The sequence below is a fragment of the Blautia sp. TM10-2 genome, assembly GCF_003480845.1.
Taxonomy (GTDB): domain Bacteria; phylum Bacillota; class Clostridia; order Lachnospirales; family Lachnospiraceae; genus Fusicatenibacter; species Fusicatenibacter saccharivorans.
Genome location: NZ_QUJZ01000012.1, coordinates 96,131 through 112,924, shown reverse-complemented (window position 1 = coordinate 112,924; position 16,794 = coordinate 96,131). Strand labels below are relative to the sequence as shown.

Sequence of the window (16,794 nt, the reverse complement as noted above, 5' to 3'; positions counted from 1 at the left end):
CCCCATATTTCTGTTTTCCTGACCGTTTGTCGCAGCCTCTGGCCGGAAATCACCTTTTTTGTTTACTTCTCATCCATTGCTTTTTTGATCGCGCCAAGCAGCTCCTCATACGTCTCATACGCCGGGATCTGCGGATAGTCGGCTTTGATTTTATCGGTCGAGCGGAACAGAAAACCTGCCTTACTTGCCTGAATCATGCCAAGGTCATTGTAGGAATCGCCGCTTGCGATCGTCTCAAATCCGATGGACTGCAGTGCTTTTACGGTGGTGAGCTTCGACTGCTCGACTCTCATCTTAAAACCTGTGATCTCTCCGTCGTCTGCGACTTCCAGGGAGTTGCAGAACAGGGTCGGATAGCCAAGTTTTTTCATCAGCGGTGCGGCAAACTCCGTGAAGGTGTCGCTGATCAGAATCACCTGGGAGAAGGTGCGCAGCTCGTCGAGGAACTCTCTTGCGCCCGGCAGCGGATCAATTTTTTCAATCGTAGCCTGAATTTCTTTCAGTCCAAGGCCATGCTCTTTTAAGATTCCAAGTCTCCATCTCATCAGTTTATCGTAATCCGGCTCGTCGCGTGTCGTTTTTTTAAGTTCCGGGATTCCGCTTGCCTCCGCAAACGCGATCCAGATTTCCGGTACCAGTACTCCTTCTACATCCAGACATGTAATATACATTGTTATGATCCCCTTTCCTGCGCTGCCCGCCTTGTTTGCCGACGGGGTTTTGTTTTTTTTCACAGCATCACTTTACCACACTATATCATAGAATCCATATCACTGCAAATTAAAATCACGTTTTATTTTTTTATACGTATATATCTCTCTAAAATTACATTCTTTTTACAAAATCGTTGTTTTTTACAAATTCATATATTTATTTATATGTTTTTTGACTATTGATTTATTTTTTATATATTTATATAATAATTACAAGCATTTTTATTAATTTTCTATTTTATCATCCATATTAACGAACGAATTTACTTTTCAGATAGTGCACTAATCTAAGGATAAATAAAAAACTAAAACCATCCAACAATACTTATGAAAGGAGACCACTCATCATGAAAAAATTAAAAACATGTCTTGCATTTTTTATTTGTTGTATTCTGTCCTTAAATATGGTAATTTGCAATGTAAAGGCAGATAATAATGTTGTTCTATCTAACAAAGCATATCTATTAAAAACCGGAATGCCACAAAAGGAAATAGAAAAGCTGGATGATGACGTCATGCAGTTCATTGTGGATGACTTAAAAAGTGGAGGTAAACATTTTGAATATATTAATTCAAATATCGAAAATCAAATATCGATACTCAGTAGCGAAACTTTAACCGGTATTTCCTTTACTGCATCAGCTTTTAAAAATGCATCAACCATTTATATCTATCCAACATACGAGTTTACTTCTAATAAACAACCTCGCGGAAAAGACAGTTTTTCTTTTCAATTAGGCGCTGCTATGAGACCGTATGAATATGGTGGAAAATTATGGTACAAAGATAATACTATGAACGATTGGAAAGTCGGTGGAACTCTTACTGCAAATAATCAGCAATTATCTGGTGCTGAATTTTCAGGGAGTCAACTAGGAACACCCGACTATGCCATGAAGCTTAAAGGTGTTACATACTGTCACGCTACTGCAGGTAATAGCAGTGATAAAAGAATTGTAATGGGATACTTATATAATCCCCAGAAAACCGGCTACAGTATCTCTTTTTCCTACAACGGTGGTGGAATTAGCTACTCTCCATCAGGAACAGCCTATACTGCATATAAAACAATGAACCTAAGTTATTAAACTTTCATTCACCACATACAAGTACATTTAATTTCTAATTACTCTTTCAAAGTAACAATTTGCCTATCCAGAAGCACAAATTTCTCTGATAGGCAAATTGTGTTTAAGGTATTTTCAAGTAATTTAAGTAAAATCATGAGCAAGTCGCCATTACTCGTAGAAAAACGGGCAGATTATGAATGTTTTAGGAATTGCAGGAACAAAAAGTACAGAACAACCATTCAAAAAAACTTTTAAATCCGGCATCAACTGAATAAAGCCATAAATAAGAGGTAACTCATTATGAAAAAAATCAAATTTTTATTTTTCACCCTGTTATTCTGTTTTTCTGTTCCAGTCAAAGCAGACACTGCATTCGAAAATGACGATACGGTATTGTGCTCTTTTTTAAAAGAAAACGTACCAGAAAATGCTTCGCCAATAGAATCCAGTTTAGAAAACGAGTATCGAAAAACTTCTTCCAAACCTATCGATTTCTATTTTTTTAAACGATCTGAAAAGACAAAAAGTTTCCAAGATCTGTATGCCGCAAATGTACTCACCTATCAGGAAAAATCAGATCGTTCTTTGTTATATCAGACAGTTTTCGATTTTCAAAATATAACCCAGGTAAGAACTGCGAAAGAAGACTTTATCCGTCTGGAGACAGATCCACTGATGTATCTTTTTGAATTAGAAAAAGCAGAATTGTGGACTCGGAACAGCACGGAAGAACCCTGGACGCTGGAACGGAAAATCACAACGCCTGGAAACCCAGATTTTTATCTTCCTTATAGCCAGTTTTCTTCTGATAAAAAATATTTTCGAATTCTGGCATCTTTTTCCTGGAGCCCGAGCCCTGCTGAGGAAAGCGAAGTTTCTTCGCCAGAATATCATTGCATTTATACCTCTGTGTATCCGGTATATCAGATTCCGGTGAAAGTACTCGTTTTGATATGCGGAGGCGCAGCTTTCTTCTTTCTCTACCGGAGACACAAAAAAAATCATATCTCCCAAAAAGATGTTCCGTAAGCTGCGCCTTTTCAACATGTTTTCGTCACTGTTCAGAGCCAACTTCCAAAATGCTACGCATCTCATCGGTGTGGCTTTATCTGCTTTTCATTGCATCCCGAATCCGCTCCAGTGCCTCGGTCAGGGTTGCGCGCGGGCAGGCAATGTTGATCCGCTGGAAACCGCGTCCGCAGTCTCCGAAGATTTTGCCACTGTCAAGCCACAGCTTCGCCTTGTTGATCATCAGGTCTTCCAGTTCATCAACGGATAGCCCCGTCTCGCGAAAATCGAGCCATACGAGATATGTTCCCTCCAGGTCGATCATCTTCACGCCCGGAAGCTGCTCCTCCACATACTGCTTTGTAAATTCTGCATTTGCCTTCACATAGGAAAGCATTGCCTCATACCACTCCTCGCCCTTGTTATATGCCGTCTCGCATGCCACCAGCCCCATCACGCCAAGCTGGCTCGTTCCGGCTGCGTCAAGCTGTTTCCGGAATTTTGCACGGAGTTCCGGGTTGGCGATAAAGATATTCGACATCATCATACTTGCCAGATTGAACGTCTTGCTCGGTGCCGTGCAGGTGATCGTGATATCCTCGTATTCTTTTTTGATTGCGGCAAACACCTGATGCTCGCCTTTGAAGATGAAATCTCCGTGGATCTCATCACTTACAACCGTCACGCCATACTTTATGCAGAGATCTCCGATTGCCGTCAGCTCCTCTTTCGTCCAGACTCTTCCGACCGGGTTGTGCGGATTGCAGAGGAAAAAGAGCTTCACGTTTTCAGCTTTCAGCTTCTCCTCGAAATCCGCCACATCCATGTGATAGCGGTTATCATCGCCGAGCACCAGCGTGCTGCTGACAACTCTTCTGCCGTTATCCGCAATGACTTCCGAAAATGGATAGTAAACCGGTGACTGGATCAGCACGGCATCCCCAGGCGCGGTGTAAGCTTTGACTGCCATCGCAAGTGCAAACACAACGCCTGGCGTTTTGATCAGCCATTCTTCTTTCGGCTCCCAGTTGTGATGGCGTTTCATCCACCCCGCAACTGCCTCAAAATATGGAGTCTGCGCATCGCTGTAGCCGTAAATGCCCATTTTTACACGCTCCACCAGCGCATCCTCGATGTAGGAGGATGTCTCAAAGTCCATGTCCGCCACCCACAGCGGCAGCACGTCAGCTGGCATACCGCGTTTTACTGCGAAGTCATATTTTAAACAGTCTGTATTTTTTCGGTTGATGATTCTGTCAAAATCAAGATTTCTTTCCGTCATTTTTCTCTTCCTCAATTTCTGCAAAAACCTTCTCAAGCTCGCCGATCAGGTCCTCGATATTTTCAATTCCGACGGAGAAGCGAAGGGTGCTCTCCGTAATTCCGTTCCGCTCACGGATTTCCTTCGGCACATCGGCATGTGTCTGCGTCGTCGGATACGTAACGAGTGTCTCCACGCCGCCGAGGCTCTCTGCGAAACGGATCATTCTTACCTTCTCCAGAATGGCAAGGGCAAACTCTTTGCTCTCGAGCTGGATTGTCAGCATAGCACCGAAGCCTCTTGCCTGTTTTTTCATAATCTCATGGCCCGGGTGATCCGGCAGTCCCGGATAGATCACTCTTGTGACTGCTTTCTGCTTCTGCAGCCATGCAGCGATCTGCTCTGCATTCTCCTGGGAACGCTCCATGCGGATGCCTAAAGTTTTCATGCCGCGCAGCACCAGCCAGCAGTCAAACGGAGCAAGACCTGCACCTGTTGTCTTAATCAGGAAACGCAGTTTTTCCTGAATGTCTTCACGGTTTGTCACGATAAAGCCTGCCAGCGTATCATTGTGGCCGCTTAAGTATTTCGTGCCGCTGTGGATGACAACATCCGCGCCGAGATCGAGCGGGTTCTGGAAGTACGGAGACATGAAGGTGTTGTCCACGATCAGAATCAGGTTGTGGCGTTTTGCAATATCCGCCATCTTTCGGATGTCGGTTACGTTCATCATCGGGTTCGTCGGGGTCTCGATGTAGATGGCTTTTGTATTTTCTTTCACATAGCTTTCCACGTCATCACGGCAGCAGTCGATGCCGGAAAATTCGACGCCGTTTTTCTCGTTCACATGGTGGAACAGACGAATGCTTCCGCCGTACAAATCGGAATCCGCAATGATGTGGTCTCCCGGGCGGAACAGCTCCATCAGAAGTGAGATCGCTGCCATGCCGGAGCTTAATGCAAACGCATCAATTCCGTTTTCCAGCACAGCCACCATCTTCTCCAGATGCTCTCTGGTCGGGTTCTGCAGTCTGCTGTAATCAAATCCGGTGCTCTGTCCTACGCCCGGATGCGCATACGTTGCGGTCTGATAAATCGGGTAGCTGAGTGCGCCGTAGTGGCTACACTGTCCCTCGTCCTCTTCTAAATGGATACATTTTGTGTCAATTCCTCTTGCCATATGAATAATCTCCTGTTATTTCGTAATTTTTCTTTCTATACTAATCTGATAGGTTTTGTAACGTAACCTATCATAACAGAAAATGCGGCGTTTGTATATTCCCTTTTTTCTTTGACTTGTTATAAGTTTTTCCTATAACTATCGTAAAAAAACGCCGCCAGAAGATTTTTCTCCCGGCGGCCGCCTCTTGCATCCATATTTTAAATAAGTTCCGCACAGATCGGATCATGATCAGAAAGGCACACACCGTCCTTCTGCTCCGTCCATTTTTCCACCTTTTTCAGTTCCCAGTCCCCTTTGAGAATGATGTAGTCAATCGAGCACTGCGGATCGTTCGGATCATCGCGATGATAGTTGTGGAAGGTAATGCCGATTCCTTCCGTCGCATTCACAAGACCGGCAGTTTCCCTCAGCGGTTTCATCTCTTCGCTGTCCGGCTCGGCATTGAAGTCGCCGCTAAGAATCACCAGCACATCGGCAAATGCTTTCTCTGCTCTCAGATGTGCGAGAATCTGCTCCAGGCCAAGCTTTCTCGCCCCGGCGCACTCGTGATCCAGATGGGTGTTGATGACGCGGAACACTTTTCCGGTCTCCATATCCTCAAATACCACATCCGTCGCAGTACGCGGGCACATACTCTGTACCGGATAGCGGGATCCCGGCACGTACGGTGTCGGTGACAGCCAGAAGGTTTCCAGGCTCACACTCTGAAAACGTTCTTTCCGATAGGCAATGATCATTGCCTCACCGGTCAGATCCTTTTCTCTTCCACATCCGGCAATGTAATATTCTGTCAGATTTTCCTTCAGCCAGGCAGCCACATGCGGCAGTACCTCCTGAAAACCGATGATATCCGGCTTTTCCTGTCTGATTTTTTCCAGAATCAGCGGTCTGCGGTAGATAAAATTATTGGCTCCATCCTGGCCAAAATCACAGCGAATATTAAATGTTACAAATTTCATGGTAAAACCCTCCTTTTATTTGTTTTCCTAACCCTTATTTTTGCTGGAAAGCGCTGTGCTTTCTCTTCTTTTTCTTCGTATTCACACGGCGCAGACACGCATAGCGCAGCTTCAGCCGCATTTTCCAGCTGCAGCCCGGTACCGGCTCCATCAGCTTTTCCAGAAAATGGTTCAGCGTACGTTCCTCATAAGGAGACAGCAGAATCTCACCGTAGATATGTTTCTCGATCAGATGGCAGACACGCGTATATTCGCCTGGCTCGACCGCCGGAAATCTGCGGGCGAGTTCTGCATCGGTTGCTGCTGTTCCCCAGCCAAGACCGGCATCTATGCCCCACAGACAAAGATACTGGTAAATTCTTGCTTCCGTTCTTCGGATCCGCCTGCCCGGCCGCTCCTTCTGCTGTTTCTTTGCCGCCGGTCCAAGACAGATGATCCGCGCCGCCTCCGCCGCAATCACAAGCAGCGTCAGCAGAATCAGAAGCACGCCAAGCAGCCCGAGAAGAAACAGCGAAACACTGCGCAGTACCGGAAGAACGGCTTCGCCTGCCTTGCTCTTTCGGTTTTCCACACCGGTAATCTGCTCCGCCGACAGCGACTTGTTCTCCAGCACCACATTCTTCTGTACAGAATCTGGACTTCCGACCATTCTCTGAAGAGATGCAACATTATACAGGAACAGTTTGTTTTTTAGGTATTTTCTTTCACTTGTTTTTCTGTTGCTCCTTCCTCCATTTTTTGCTCTGCCTTAACTTCTAAAGACCATCCCAGAAAAACGCAAGTATTTTTAGTACTCCAGATACGCCCCTTTCATCGGGCTTGCTGCGTGGAGGCTGAAAAGACGGAGTACGCCTTTTTTGTATTTCGGCTCGCGCGGTTTCCAGTTTTGGCGGCGTTCTTTTAAGATCGCATCGATTTCTTCCATGGACTTGCGCTCACCGGCGATTCCGATGATGTTAAGTTTTCGTTCCTTCACATCAATCTCAATCAAATCCCCTTCCTCGACGAGTGCGATCGGGCCGCCGTCTACAGCTTCGGGACTGCAGTGGCCGATGACCGGGCCGGTGGAGGCGCCGGAAAAACGGCCGTCGGTGATAAGCGCGATGCTCTTTCCAAGCTCTTTGTCGCTGCTGATTGCCTCGGAAGTATAGAACATCTCCGGCATACCGCTGCCTTTCGGGCCTTCGTAGCGGATGAAGACGGCGTCGCCTTTCTGAACCTTATGTTTCAGCACGGCATCGAGGCACTCCTCCTCGCTGTCGAACGGTCGGGCACGGAGGACGGCGTGGAACATTTCTTTCGGGCAGGCCGTGTGCTTGATGACGGCTCCCTCCGGCGCAAGGTTTCCGCGCAGAACAGCGATGCTGCCGTCCGTTCCGATCGCCTTGTCATACGGGCGGATAATATCTTCTTTTATAATCGAAGTTCCATACCGCTCATTGAATTTTGCGAGCCATCCGCTGCACTTCTCATAAAATCCATTTTCACGAAGCTCCGCCAGATTTTCTCCGAGCGTCTTTCCAGTCACCGTCATCACATTGAGATGCAGATGATCTTTGATTTCTTCCATAATCGCCGGAACGCCGCCCGCATAATAGAAGCACTCTGCCGGCCATCTTCCTGCCGGGCGGACATCGAGCAGATACCGCGCATTGCGGTGCAGACGATCGAATGTGTCGCCGGTGATCTCGATGCCGAACTCATGCGCAATGGCCGGGATGTGCAGCAGGCAGTTTGTGCTTCCCGAAATTGCCGCGTGGACAAGAATCGCATTCTCAAAACTCTCTTTCGTCACAAGATCGCTTGGCCGCATATGCTCCATCTGTGCCAGTTTTACCGCCTGGCGGCCTGCCTCCCGTGCATATGCCAGAAGATCCGGGCTTGTCGCCGGCATCAGAGCGCTTCCAGGCAGGGCGAGGCCGAGTGCCTCCGCCATGATCTGCATCGTGGATGCCGTTCCGATAAACGAACAGGCACCGCAGCTCGGGCAGGCATTGCATTTCGCCCAGTCGAGCTTCTCCTCGTCGAGCTCACCGCGCTCAAATTTTGCGCTGTACATGCCAAGCTGCTCCAGTGTCAGCATCTCCGGTCCCGCATTCATCGTTCCGCCCGGCACAACAACCGCCGGAATATCGACACGCGCAAGGCCGATCAGATTGCCCGGCATACCCTTGTCGCAGCTCGACAGATAGACGCCGCCGTCAAACGGTGTCGCATTCGCGTGGATCTCGATCATATTGGTGATCATCTCGCGGCTCGCAAGACTGTAGTTGATGCCGTCCGTTCCCTGGCTCTCGCCGTCACAGATGTCGGTGCAGAAATACCGCGCCCCGAAGCCCCCCGCTTCCGCAACGCCTTTCCGCACTTCCTCGACCAGCAGATTTAAGTGGCCGCTTCCCGGGTGGCTGTCCCCGTACGTACTCTCCACCATAATCTGCGGTTTTTCAAGATCCTCTTTTTTCCATCCTGTTCCAATCCGGAGCGGATCCATCTCCGGTGCAAGTTTCCGCATTTCCTGACTCTTCAGCATTTCCTTCTCCTCCCGCTGTTTTTTAGGTATTAAAAATACTCTTTCTGCTTTTCACTATAGCAATCCCTGTATTTGATTGCAAGACAAAAAAGCTGCAGTCTGCAGGGATTCCCCACAGACCGCAGCCTCTCTGAACAGCTCACAGATTTCTCTGTTTTCTGTTTGCCTGCTTTCGCAGATAATTTCCAATGCTTGTAAAACTAAGCAGCGTCACAATCAGAAAAACACCCGGGATCAGAATGATCCACCATGCCTTTGTCATCAGCGCTTTTTCCGAAAGTGACAGCATGCTGCCCCAGGAAATCACCTCCAGCGGAAGACCGATTCCCATAAAACTCAGTGTGGATTCTGCTACAATCGCACTTCGGATGTTCATAACCACCATAAACATAATAGACGAAAAAAAGTTCGGTGCCAGATGGTGCCATAAAATATAGAAAAAACTGCCTCCCATACAGCGCGACGCAATCACGTATTCACTGTTCCGGATCTGCCGTACTTCGGTCCGCACAACCTTTGCAATGCTTGTCCAGCTTGTCATTCCGATCACGGCAGAAATCGTAATCACATTGGATTTTCCCGCAGCGGCCAGAAGAAAAATGACAAGAAGAAGATTCGGCACCGACAAAAAGATCTCGGTCAGCCGCATCAGAAGCGCGTCCAGCCACGCCGGTGCACATCCGCTGACTGCGCCGAAGAGAACGGCAATCACAGTGGAAATCAGCGTAGAAAGCAGACCGATCGCCAGCGATATTCTGCCGCCGTACCAGATCATCGAGAAAATATCTCTTCCCATCGTATCGGTTCCAAACAGAAATTCCCGGCACGGCATGACGGAACAGTTTTTCAGATCCATATACGAAGGATCCTTCGTCATAATCTGCCCACAGAAAAGACAGCCCAGCACAAGAAGACCCAGAAAAAACTCTGCTGCCACCGGCCGGTCCTGATACCATTTTTTCTTTTTTTCTGCTTCTGTTTTTTCTGCAGGCCTCTCTCCTGCAAATTGAAATAATTGTGTTTTTTCTGTCACAGCATCATTACCTCCGATGTTTCTGCCGCTTCTTTCTCCCGCATCCGCGGATCAATTCTCTCGTTGATGATCTGTGCCGCCATATTGCACAGAATCACAACGATTCCGGACATCAGGCAAAGCAGCATCAGAAGATTGTAATCTTTGTACCGTGCGCTCTCATACGCCAGCGTTCCGATACCGGGATACGAGAAAACCGTTTCTACAATATAGGTTCCCCCCAGCACATGCGGAACAGAAATGGCCATGATGCCAAGATACGACGGAATCGTATTCCGCAGGCAATGCCGGAACAGAACCGTCTTTCGTTTCAGCCCCTTGGCTCTTGCCAGAAGCACATACTCTTCCCGCACTTCATCCAGAATTTTATTGCGGATCATGTATGCGTAATACCACAAATGACTCAGCACTACGACCGTCATCGGCAGGATCAGATGACAGACACGGTCAGAAAAATCTGCCTGTTTTCCAACAGAGTAGGCACCGGAACTCGGCAGCCATTTGAGCTGCATGGAAAAAACAAGAATCAGAAGCAGCGACAGCCAGAATTCCGGAATACATCCCGTGATGGTTCCCACCTTACAGATGATGCGGTCCAGCCATATATCTTCCTTCCATGCACAGAGAATTCCAAGAAGCAGCGCGAGGGTGAAAATCAGCAGAAATCCAATGCCGCCAAGCACCAGCGTATTTCCAATTCTTCCCTCGATCACGCGCGTTACATCCATTTTATATTTGTACGAAATTCCGAAATCCCCATGCAGCGCATTGCCTGCCCAGCGGATATACTGTACGGAAATGGGATCCTTCAGTCCCAATTTTTCTTCGGCCCACGCTCTTTCTTCGGGCGTCATTTTTTCCACGCGGTCTCCGTAATATGATACCAGCGGATCTCCCGGCGCAAGCCTTGAAATATAAAATACGAGCACAGACAACAGCAGAACACTTGCCAGAAATGCCGCTGCTTTTTTTCCATAGTAAAGCACTCTGTTCCGGCTTTTCATCCTGCATCGCCTCCCTCCATCAGCACAAAATGATCTTTTTCCACTTCCCGCAGTGTTCCCGTCCTGGGAAATTCTGTATTGGAAAAATCCGGTACAGCTCTCGCTCTTTCCCTTCGCGGATCCGGAATCGGAATGGCCGCGATCAGTGCTTTCGTATATGGATGCAGCGGATTTTCAAACACGGCTCGCGCCGGGCCGGTCTCCACCAGTTTTCCATGGTACATCACACCTACTCTGTCACACAGAAATTCGACCATATCCAGATCATGCGCAATAAACAGGAACGAAAAACCGTGCTCCCTCTGCAGATGACGGAACAGATTCACAATCTGTGCCTGTATCGACGCGTCCAGCGATGCAATCGGTTCATCCGCCACCAGAAGCTCCGGCTCCATCGTCAGTGCCCGTGCAATCGCAACGCGCTGCCGCTGTCCGCCGGACAATTCTCCCGGATATTTTTTCAGATATTCCGGATCCAGCCCCACGTATTTCATCTGGAATCTGGCTTCCTCCTCATAGCTTCCCCGCAGCGGCCGGATTTTCTGCACGCGCATCGGCTCCTCAATAATGTCGCGGACCTTCATCCCCTGATTCAGACTGGAACCGGAATCCTGAAAAATCATCTGGCGTGTCGTCTGCAGCATTTTTTTATTTTTCCGGAACTGGCCTCTGTCGCAGGTATCAATCCCTTTATAATAAATCTGGCCGGCATATGGCTGATAAATATTCATCACACAGCGTGCAGCGGTAGATTTTCCGGAACCGGATTCTCCTACCAGTCCAAAAATTTCTCCTCTTCGAATCTGAAACGATACATCATCGACTGCCTTGACTGCTGTTTTCCGGGACAGTGGAAAAATATGGGTCAGATGACGCACATCCAGCAAAATCTCATGTTCCATCTGTGTTTCCTCCTATCGGCGGCACAACCTTCGGTGCTCTCTCATCCAGCAGCCATGTTGCCGCATAATGGCTGTCTGTGACCTGGAACATCGGCGGCTCCTCCTCAAAATCAATTTCCAGCGCATAAGCATTGCGGCTGGCAAAGGCATCGCCCTTCGGCGGATGGAGAAGAGACGGCGGCATTCCCGGGATAGACGGCAGGCTTTCTTTTCCCCTCGAAAACGCCGGTATGGAACGCAGCAGTCCCCACGTATACGGATGACGGGGATCATAGAAAATCTCATCCACGGTTCCAATCTCTACTATTTTTCCCGCATACATGACCGCTACCCGGTCTGCGATCCGCGCTACAACGCCAAGGTCATGTGTGACAAAGACCGTCGCCGTTCCCAGTTTTTTCTGAATTTCCCGAAGCAGGTCCAGAATCTGTGCTTGAATCGTCACATCCAGCGCTGTCGTCGGCTCATCAGCAAACAGAATTTCCGGATTGCCCGCCAGCGCAATCGCCAGTACGATCCGCTGCCGCATTCCGCCGGAAAAGTGATACGGATATGCCTTTTTCCGCTCTTCTGCCTGCTCGATTCCCACCAGCTGCATCAGTTCTGTCACTCTCTGTTCCACTTCTTCTTTTCCCATGTCTTTCTGATGCGCCCGCACTGCCTCTGCAATCTGCGCTCCGACTGTCATCGTCGGATTTAAGGAAGTCATCGGATTCTGGAAAACCATCGAGAACAGTTTTCCCCGCAGTTCCCGCATTCTTCGCTCCCCGTATCCTGCAATTTCTTCTCCATTGACCAGAATTTTTCCGTTTTTGATCTTTGCATTCTCCGGCAGCAGCTTCATAATGCTTTTGCAGAGCACACTTTTTCCGCAGCCTGACTCGCCTACAACAGCGAGCACCTCACCTGCATTCAGGGAAAAGCTGACATCGCGGACCGCCTGTACTTCCCCCTCATCCGTAAAAAAGCTGACGGAAAGATGTTCCACTTTTAATCGTTCCTTCATTCCGTTTTTCTCCTGTACAGACAAAAAGGAGGTAACCATACCTCCTTCGTCTGCTTTTTTGTTTTTATTCTTCGATTGTCCAGTCCTGAATATTCCAGAAAATACCAACGCCGTGGTGGCCCAGCACCGTGTCTTTGGAAATTCCCTGAATACCGGAATCTGCCACATAATTTGCATCAATATAACAGATGAATGCATAGGCCGGATCTTCTGCCAGTTCTTCCTGGAATTTTCCGTAATATTCTTTCCGCACTTCCGGATCGTCACTCTGGCGGGCAAGAGACAGATACTCATCTACTTTTTCATTGGAATAGCTCGAATAATTCGCCCCTTTGTCCGTGCCGAAAACCTTATATGTATGATCGTCCGCATCGAACGGGCTTCCCCAGCCGATCAAACAGGCCATCTGTCCGCCCCAGTCCATCTGTGCCGGAATTTCTACGGTACAGTTGATTCCGGTTTCCCGGAGCTGCTGTGCTGCTGCCTGGGCAATATCAATGCGGTCCTGCTCACCGGACATCACGCTGATGACAAAACCGATTTCTTCGCCGTCCCGCTCATAGAAACCATCGCTGTTTCTGGTGCATCCGGCCGCTTCCAGAATTTCCTGTGCTTTTTCCGGATTGTAATCATAATGTTCTACGTTTTCGTTATTGTAAATGTTCCGCTGCAGCGGACTGTATGCCGCCATTCCCTCGCCAAGAAGCACAGAATCGATAATGGCCTGGCGGTCAATCGAATAACAGACGGCCGGAATGATGTCCCTGTTTTTCGTCCAGTAATCATTTGCAAAGTTAAATAAGATTCCGCGGTAATCTGCCGTTGTCATATCGTAGCAGGTAAAACCGTCTTTTTCTTTGAAATTCTGTGCATTTTTCGGGTCAAGCAGCGCCAGATCCAGTTCGCCGGATTCCAGCTGCATTGCCTGTGCATTATCATCCGGTACAATTTTGAAAATGACCTTGTCAATCTTTGGTGCACCGAGGTAATAATTTTCATTTTTTGTCAGAACGATCGACTGGCCTTCATCCCAGCTTTCCAGCTTGTACGGACCTGTTCCGACCGGTGCTCGGAAGAAATCCGACTCCTGCATATTTTCACCTTCCAGCAGGTGCTTCGGCAGGATGGCCATCGTCATGTATTCCAGGAAAGCCACGTTCGGCTCGGAAAGGCGGAAGGAAACGGTGCTGTCATCTATAACTGTAATCTCTTCTACATCCTCATAATTTGGTGCATTTTCAGATCCGTTTTCCGGATCCATGATCGCTTCGATGGTGAATTTCACATCGTCCGCCGTAAATTTTTCTCCATCATGCCATTGGATGCCGTCCCGGATATGAAAGGTGTAGGTGCAGGTTTCTGCATCGTACTCCCATTTTTCTGCCAGACCCGGAACAATGTTGTCATCCGCATCGTGTGCGGTCAGTCCGTTGAACAGCAGTAGATTAATTTCACCGTGCTCATCCATCGCCGGATTAATCCTGGTATAATCAGCAGAACCGTAAACCAGGGTCGTCTCTTCCTCCCCTGTCTGGCCGGAAGAAGCTTCCGTCTCTGTTTTCGACAAATCTGTACTGTTGCTGTTTTTCCCGCTGTCCTGACCGCATGCCGCAAGGGATGCTGCAAGAGACACCATCAGCATCAAAGATAATATTTTCTTTTTCATCCTTTTCCTCCCATTTTCAGACCGTTTTTACCCGGACTGACCGCTTTTTTGCTTTGTACTCCCATGATCTGCGCGCCTGATCCATGTACTGTTCGTTCATTATATTTGATATTTCAGGCTCTCACAAGCCGGGTGGGGGGATATTTTTTTCTTTTCTTGTAAAGTTAATCGTCTCATGCAGAGGGAGTTGCCCGTTTCTTTTTTGTTATCCTATTTTCTTTATCCTATCACATCCGTAACCGCATTCACCGCTTTCGCCACAAAGCTGATCGTCTTTTCATTGAACACTTCCCCGTCTTTTGAGATCGAAACGTGTGCGAGTCCGATCTCATCTTTCTCGCTCGCTTCGGTGCTGCCCATGAGGGTTGTCCATTTGATATGGACATCGTCGGCAGTGATGGCGTGGTCGCATATTACGATGTACTGTGCTTCATCGAACAGCGGCGAATTGGATTCCGCATAGACGATGATGTCGTTGTTTTTTTCCTGATAGACGCGCACGGTATAATTTACCAGGTCTTTTTCATCCGTAATATAGTCCTTGTTCGGCGATACGGTTTCTTCGCAGATCAGGCTTGCATCTTTTGGAATGGTATTCTTCTCTTTCGTTTTGGTCATCCCGATCATCAGCATACAGTTGCAGAGCGCTGCGATCAGAACTGCAAGCAGCAGGATTTTTATTCTATGTTTCATTGTTTTCTCTTCCTTTTCCCATGTCATAGTTTGTCACTGATGTTTCATTTCCATTATACATGATTCCCCAAAAATAAAAAACGTTAAAATACGTCCGTCCCCATAAAAGCTTTTTTGAAAAAATTTCTCAAAGAAAAAGTTTTCCATTTTGTTCCAAATATGTTATGCTATACTATCCGTTAGGCAATTCTAACTTGATGCACTCTCGCAATAAAGGAGGTCCTGCATGCCTTTAAATTTAACCGTTTTCAATCAGTTTTACGCCATCAATAAAATCTGCGGCCAGGAAAAGCAGCGTCATTATCTGGAGTCGCTGGGGTTTGTTCCCGGGGCCAGGATTTCGATTCTAAAGAAAAAATTTTTACGCTTCTCAATAACAGAAGCGAAGAAAAACAGTACGCCTTTCTGATGACGGATGTCGACAATTTTCATCTGCTCAACGATTACTGGGGTTATGAGACGGGTACGAACATTCTGAATTTCATCCTGAAAAAGCTGGAACTCTTTCCGCAGACACTCTTTGTGAACCGCTATCACTCCGATATCTTTGTCGGCATTATCGATATCACCTGGCAGGATCCGGCCGTGGTGCGGGAAAAGATTTCCGCCTATCACAAGCAGGCGATCCGCTTCTTCCACGACCGGAATATCCGCATTTCCATGGACGATTTTGGGTCTGGATATTCGTCCTTAAATTCGCTGAAGGATATTCTGTTTGATGAAGTTAAAATTGACAAACATTTCCTCTCGGCGGGCCTCTCCGAAAAAGGAAAAATTGTGCTGGAAGAGATGTTCCATCTTTTAAAACGCACAGACAAATGGATTGTCTGCGAGGGTGTAGAGACGAAAGAGATGGTAGATTTTCTGATCGCCGAAGGATGCGACGAGCTGCAGGGATTCTATTATTATAAACCGATGGAACAGAAAAAATTTGAAGAGCTGATCGCTTGACAAAGTCCGAATTCTATACTATGGTTATCTTGCCCGGTAGTTACTACCGATTCAATTCTGTTATCAACTTTGTTGGGAGGTATGCATGATGTATTCCATGAAAGAAGCCTGCATCCAGACAGGCATGTCATATGAAACCCTGAAATTTTACTGCAAAGAAGGCCTCGTCCCGAACGTAAAACGCGACAGCCACAACTACCGCGTTTTCGACGACCGCGACATCAAATGGATCCAGAGCCTCGGCTGCCTGAAGCGCTGCGGCATGACGCTGGCGGAAATGAAAGAATATCTCGCCTACTGCCTCGAAGGTCCATCCTCCATTCCGGAGCGTAAAGAAATTCTCGCGGTAAAAAAAGAAGCGCTGCTCGCATCGATGGAAAAACTGCAGAAAGCCATCGATTATATCGACTGGAAACAGAATTTTTACGATGATGTCCTGTCGGGAAAAATCGAATATCACAGCAATCTGATTTCGGATGAAGAGATTGCACAGAAGGCACAGTAGTCCTTCCTATCCTATGCAAAAAACGGCGCCGATCTTTTTACAGATCAGTGCCGTTTTCTCATTTTTTCTCTTCTTTCCTCCACCGTCTCCATGCGTCGTCTGCGGAGCTGTTCATTTACTTCGGCTGCGGTCCGCATACTCCGTCCGAAATCGACGATGTGCCACAGGATTTTTGCTCCCAGGATAAAGGATCCGTAGATGGCTGCATCCAGCGGGCCGTACCAGAAATGCCAGTAATGTGCCAGCGGCAGCAATGTGATTTCCAGCAGGCAGGTATGCAACTCTGTTGAATTTATCTCGTCAATCATGT

General features: G+C 47.6%; 18 protein-coding genes. 5 read left to right on the top strand and 13 right to left on the bottom strand.

The genetic code is table 11. The features are described 5' to 3' along the window. Window positions 1-62 precede the first annotated feature (62 nt). Window positions 63-671, bottom strand: coding sequence for a bifunctional phosphoserine phosphatase/homoserine phosphotransferase ThrH (gene thrH, locus DXD92_RS13390; RefSeq protein WP_055227856.1), 609 nt, complete (start codon window positions 669-671; stop codon window positions 63-65). Window positions 672-1,060: 389 nt separating this feature from the next. Here thrH and DXD92_RS13385 point away from each other — a divergent pair, with 389 nt between their 5' ends. After that, window positions 1,061-1,801, top strand: coding sequence for a hypothetical protein (locus DXD92_RS13385; protein ID WP_022462533.1), 741 nt, complete (start codon window positions 1,061-1,063; stop codon window positions 1,799-1,801). Between the two features lie 282 nt (window positions 1,802-2,083). After that, window positions 2,084-2,812: a hypothetical protein gene (locus tag DXD92_RS13380; RefSeq protein ID WP_022462534.1), complete on the top strand. Its 729-nt coding sequence runs from the start codon at window positions 2,084-2,086 to the stop codon at window positions 2,810-2,812. 76 nt (window positions 2,813-2,888) lie between these two features. Here the strand turns inward: DXD92_RS13380 and DXD92_RS13375 are convergent, their stop codons facing one another. The 11 genes from DXD92_RS13375 to DXD92_RS13325 form a co-directional block, all read right to left on the bottom strand. Next, the gene (locus DXD92_RS13375; RefSeq protein ID WP_117801892.1) at window positions 2,889-4,073 is read right to left on the bottom strand and encodes a MalY/PatB family protein; all 1,185 of its coding nucleotides are present in this window, start codon (window positions 4,071-4,073) and stop codon (window positions 2,889-2,891) included. Beyond that, the gene (locus tag DXD92_RS13370; RefSeq protein WP_117510969.1) at window positions 4,054-5,232 is read right to left on the bottom strand and encodes a trans-sulfuration enzyme family protein; all 1,179 of its coding nucleotides are present in this window, start codon (window positions 5,230-5,232) and stop codon (window positions 4,054-4,056) included. Before DXD92_RS13370 ends, DXD92_RS13375 begins: the two co-directional genes overlap by 20 nt. 200 nt (window positions 5,233-5,432) lie before the next feature. Further along, window positions 5,433-6,194, bottom strand: a complete 762-nt coding sequence (locus DXD92_RS13365) for an endonuclease/exonuclease/phosphatase family protein (protein WP_118595805.1) — start codon at window positions 6,192-6,194, stop codon at window positions 5,433-5,435. A gap of 34 nt (window positions 6,195-6,228) precedes the next feature. After that, window positions 6,229-6,843 carry a hypothetical protein gene (locus DXD92_RS13360; protein WP_118595804.1) on the bottom strand — a complete coding sequence of 205 codons (615 nt, stop codon included), beginning with the start codon at window positions 6,841-6,843 and terminating at the stop codon, window positions 6,229-6,231. 138 nt (window positions 6,844-6,981) lie between these two features. Beyond that, complete coding sequence (gene ilvD, locus DXD92_RS13355) at window positions 6,982-8,724, bottom strand: dihydroxy-acid dehydratase (RefSeq protein WP_118640710.1); 1,743 nt, start codon at window positions 8,722-8,724, stop codon at window positions 6,982-6,984. A gap of 139 nt (window positions 8,725-8,863) precedes the next feature. Continuing rightward, entirely contained in the window at window positions 8,864-9,757 is an 894-nt protein-coding gene (locus tag DXD92_RS13350) for an ABC transporter permease (RefSeq protein WP_330415444.1), read from the bottom strand. Next, window positions 9,754-10,761, bottom strand: a complete 1,008-nt coding sequence (locus DXD92_RS13345) for an ABC transporter permease (protein ID WP_117762214.1) — start codon at window positions 10,759-10,761, stop codon at window positions 9,754-9,756. Before DXD92_RS13345 ends, DXD92_RS13350 begins: the two co-directional genes overlap by 4 nt. Then, window positions 10,758-11,663, bottom strand: coding sequence for an ATP-binding cassette domain-containing protein (locus DXD92_RS13340; RefSeq protein ID WP_118640708.1), 906 nt, complete (start codon window positions 11,661-11,663; stop codon window positions 10,758-10,760). The genes DXD92_RS13345 and DXD92_RS13340 overlap by 4 nt, the downstream gene beginning before the upstream one ends. After that, a complete protein-coding gene (locus tag DXD92_RS13335; protein ID WP_118640730.1) occupies window positions 11,653-12,669 on the bottom strand; it encodes an ABC transporter ATP-binding protein in 1,017 nt (338 codons plus the stop codon). The genes DXD92_RS13340 and DXD92_RS13335 overlap by 11 nt, the downstream gene beginning before the upstream one ends. A 64-nt stretch (window positions 12,670-12,733) precedes the next feature. Next, window positions 12,734-14,335: an ABC transporter substrate-binding protein gene (locus DXD92_RS13330; protein WP_199696578.1), complete on the bottom strand. Its 1,602-nt coding sequence runs from the start codon at window positions 14,333-14,335 to the stop codon at window positions 12,734-12,736. Window positions 14,336-14,554: 219 nt separating this feature from the next. After that, the gene (locus tag DXD92_RS13325; protein ID WP_117510953.1) at window positions 14,555-15,028 is read right to left on the bottom strand and encodes a hypothetical protein; all 474 of its coding nucleotides are present in this window, start codon (window positions 15,026-15,028) and stop codon (window positions 14,555-14,557) included. A gap of 226 nt (window positions 15,029-15,254) precedes the next feature. Here DXD92_RS13325 and DXD92_RS13320 point away from each other — a divergent pair, with 226 nt between their 5' ends. The 3 genes from DXD92_RS13320 to DXD92_RS13310 all read left to right on the top strand — a co-directional run bounded on the left by DXD92_RS13320 (window position 15,255) and on the right by DXD92_RS13310 (window position 16,484). Further along, window positions 15,255-15,437 (top strand): FeoA family protein, encoded by a 183-nt coding sequence (locus tag DXD92_RS13320; protein WP_117801888.1) that lies wholly within the window; start codon window positions 15,255-15,257, stop codon window positions 15,435-15,437. After that, on the top strand, window positions 15,437-15,979 hold the full coding sequence (locus DXD92_RS13315) for an EAL domain-containing protein (protein ID WP_117801887.1): 543 nt from the start codon (window positions 15,437-15,439) through the stop codon (window positions 15,977-15,979). The genes DXD92_RS13320 and DXD92_RS13315 overlap by 1 nt, the downstream gene beginning before the upstream one ends. A gap of 85 nt (window positions 15,980-16,064) precedes the next feature. Then, window positions 16,065-16,484 carry a MerR family transcriptional regulator gene (locus DXD92_RS13310; protein WP_238046113.1) on the top strand — a complete coding sequence of 140 codons (420 nt, stop codon included), beginning with the start codon at window positions 16,065-16,067 and terminating at the stop codon, window positions 16,482-16,484. Between the two features lie 44 nt (window positions 16,485-16,528). Here DXD92_RS13310 and DXD92_RS13305 read toward each other — a convergent pair whose 3' ends face one another. Then, window positions 16,529-16,792 (bottom strand): hypothetical protein, encoded by a 264-nt coding sequence (locus DXD92_RS13305; RefSeq protein WP_118595796.1) that lies wholly within the window; start codon window positions 16,790-16,792, stop codon window positions 16,529-16,531. Window positions 16,793-16,794 lie beyond the last annotated feature (2 nt).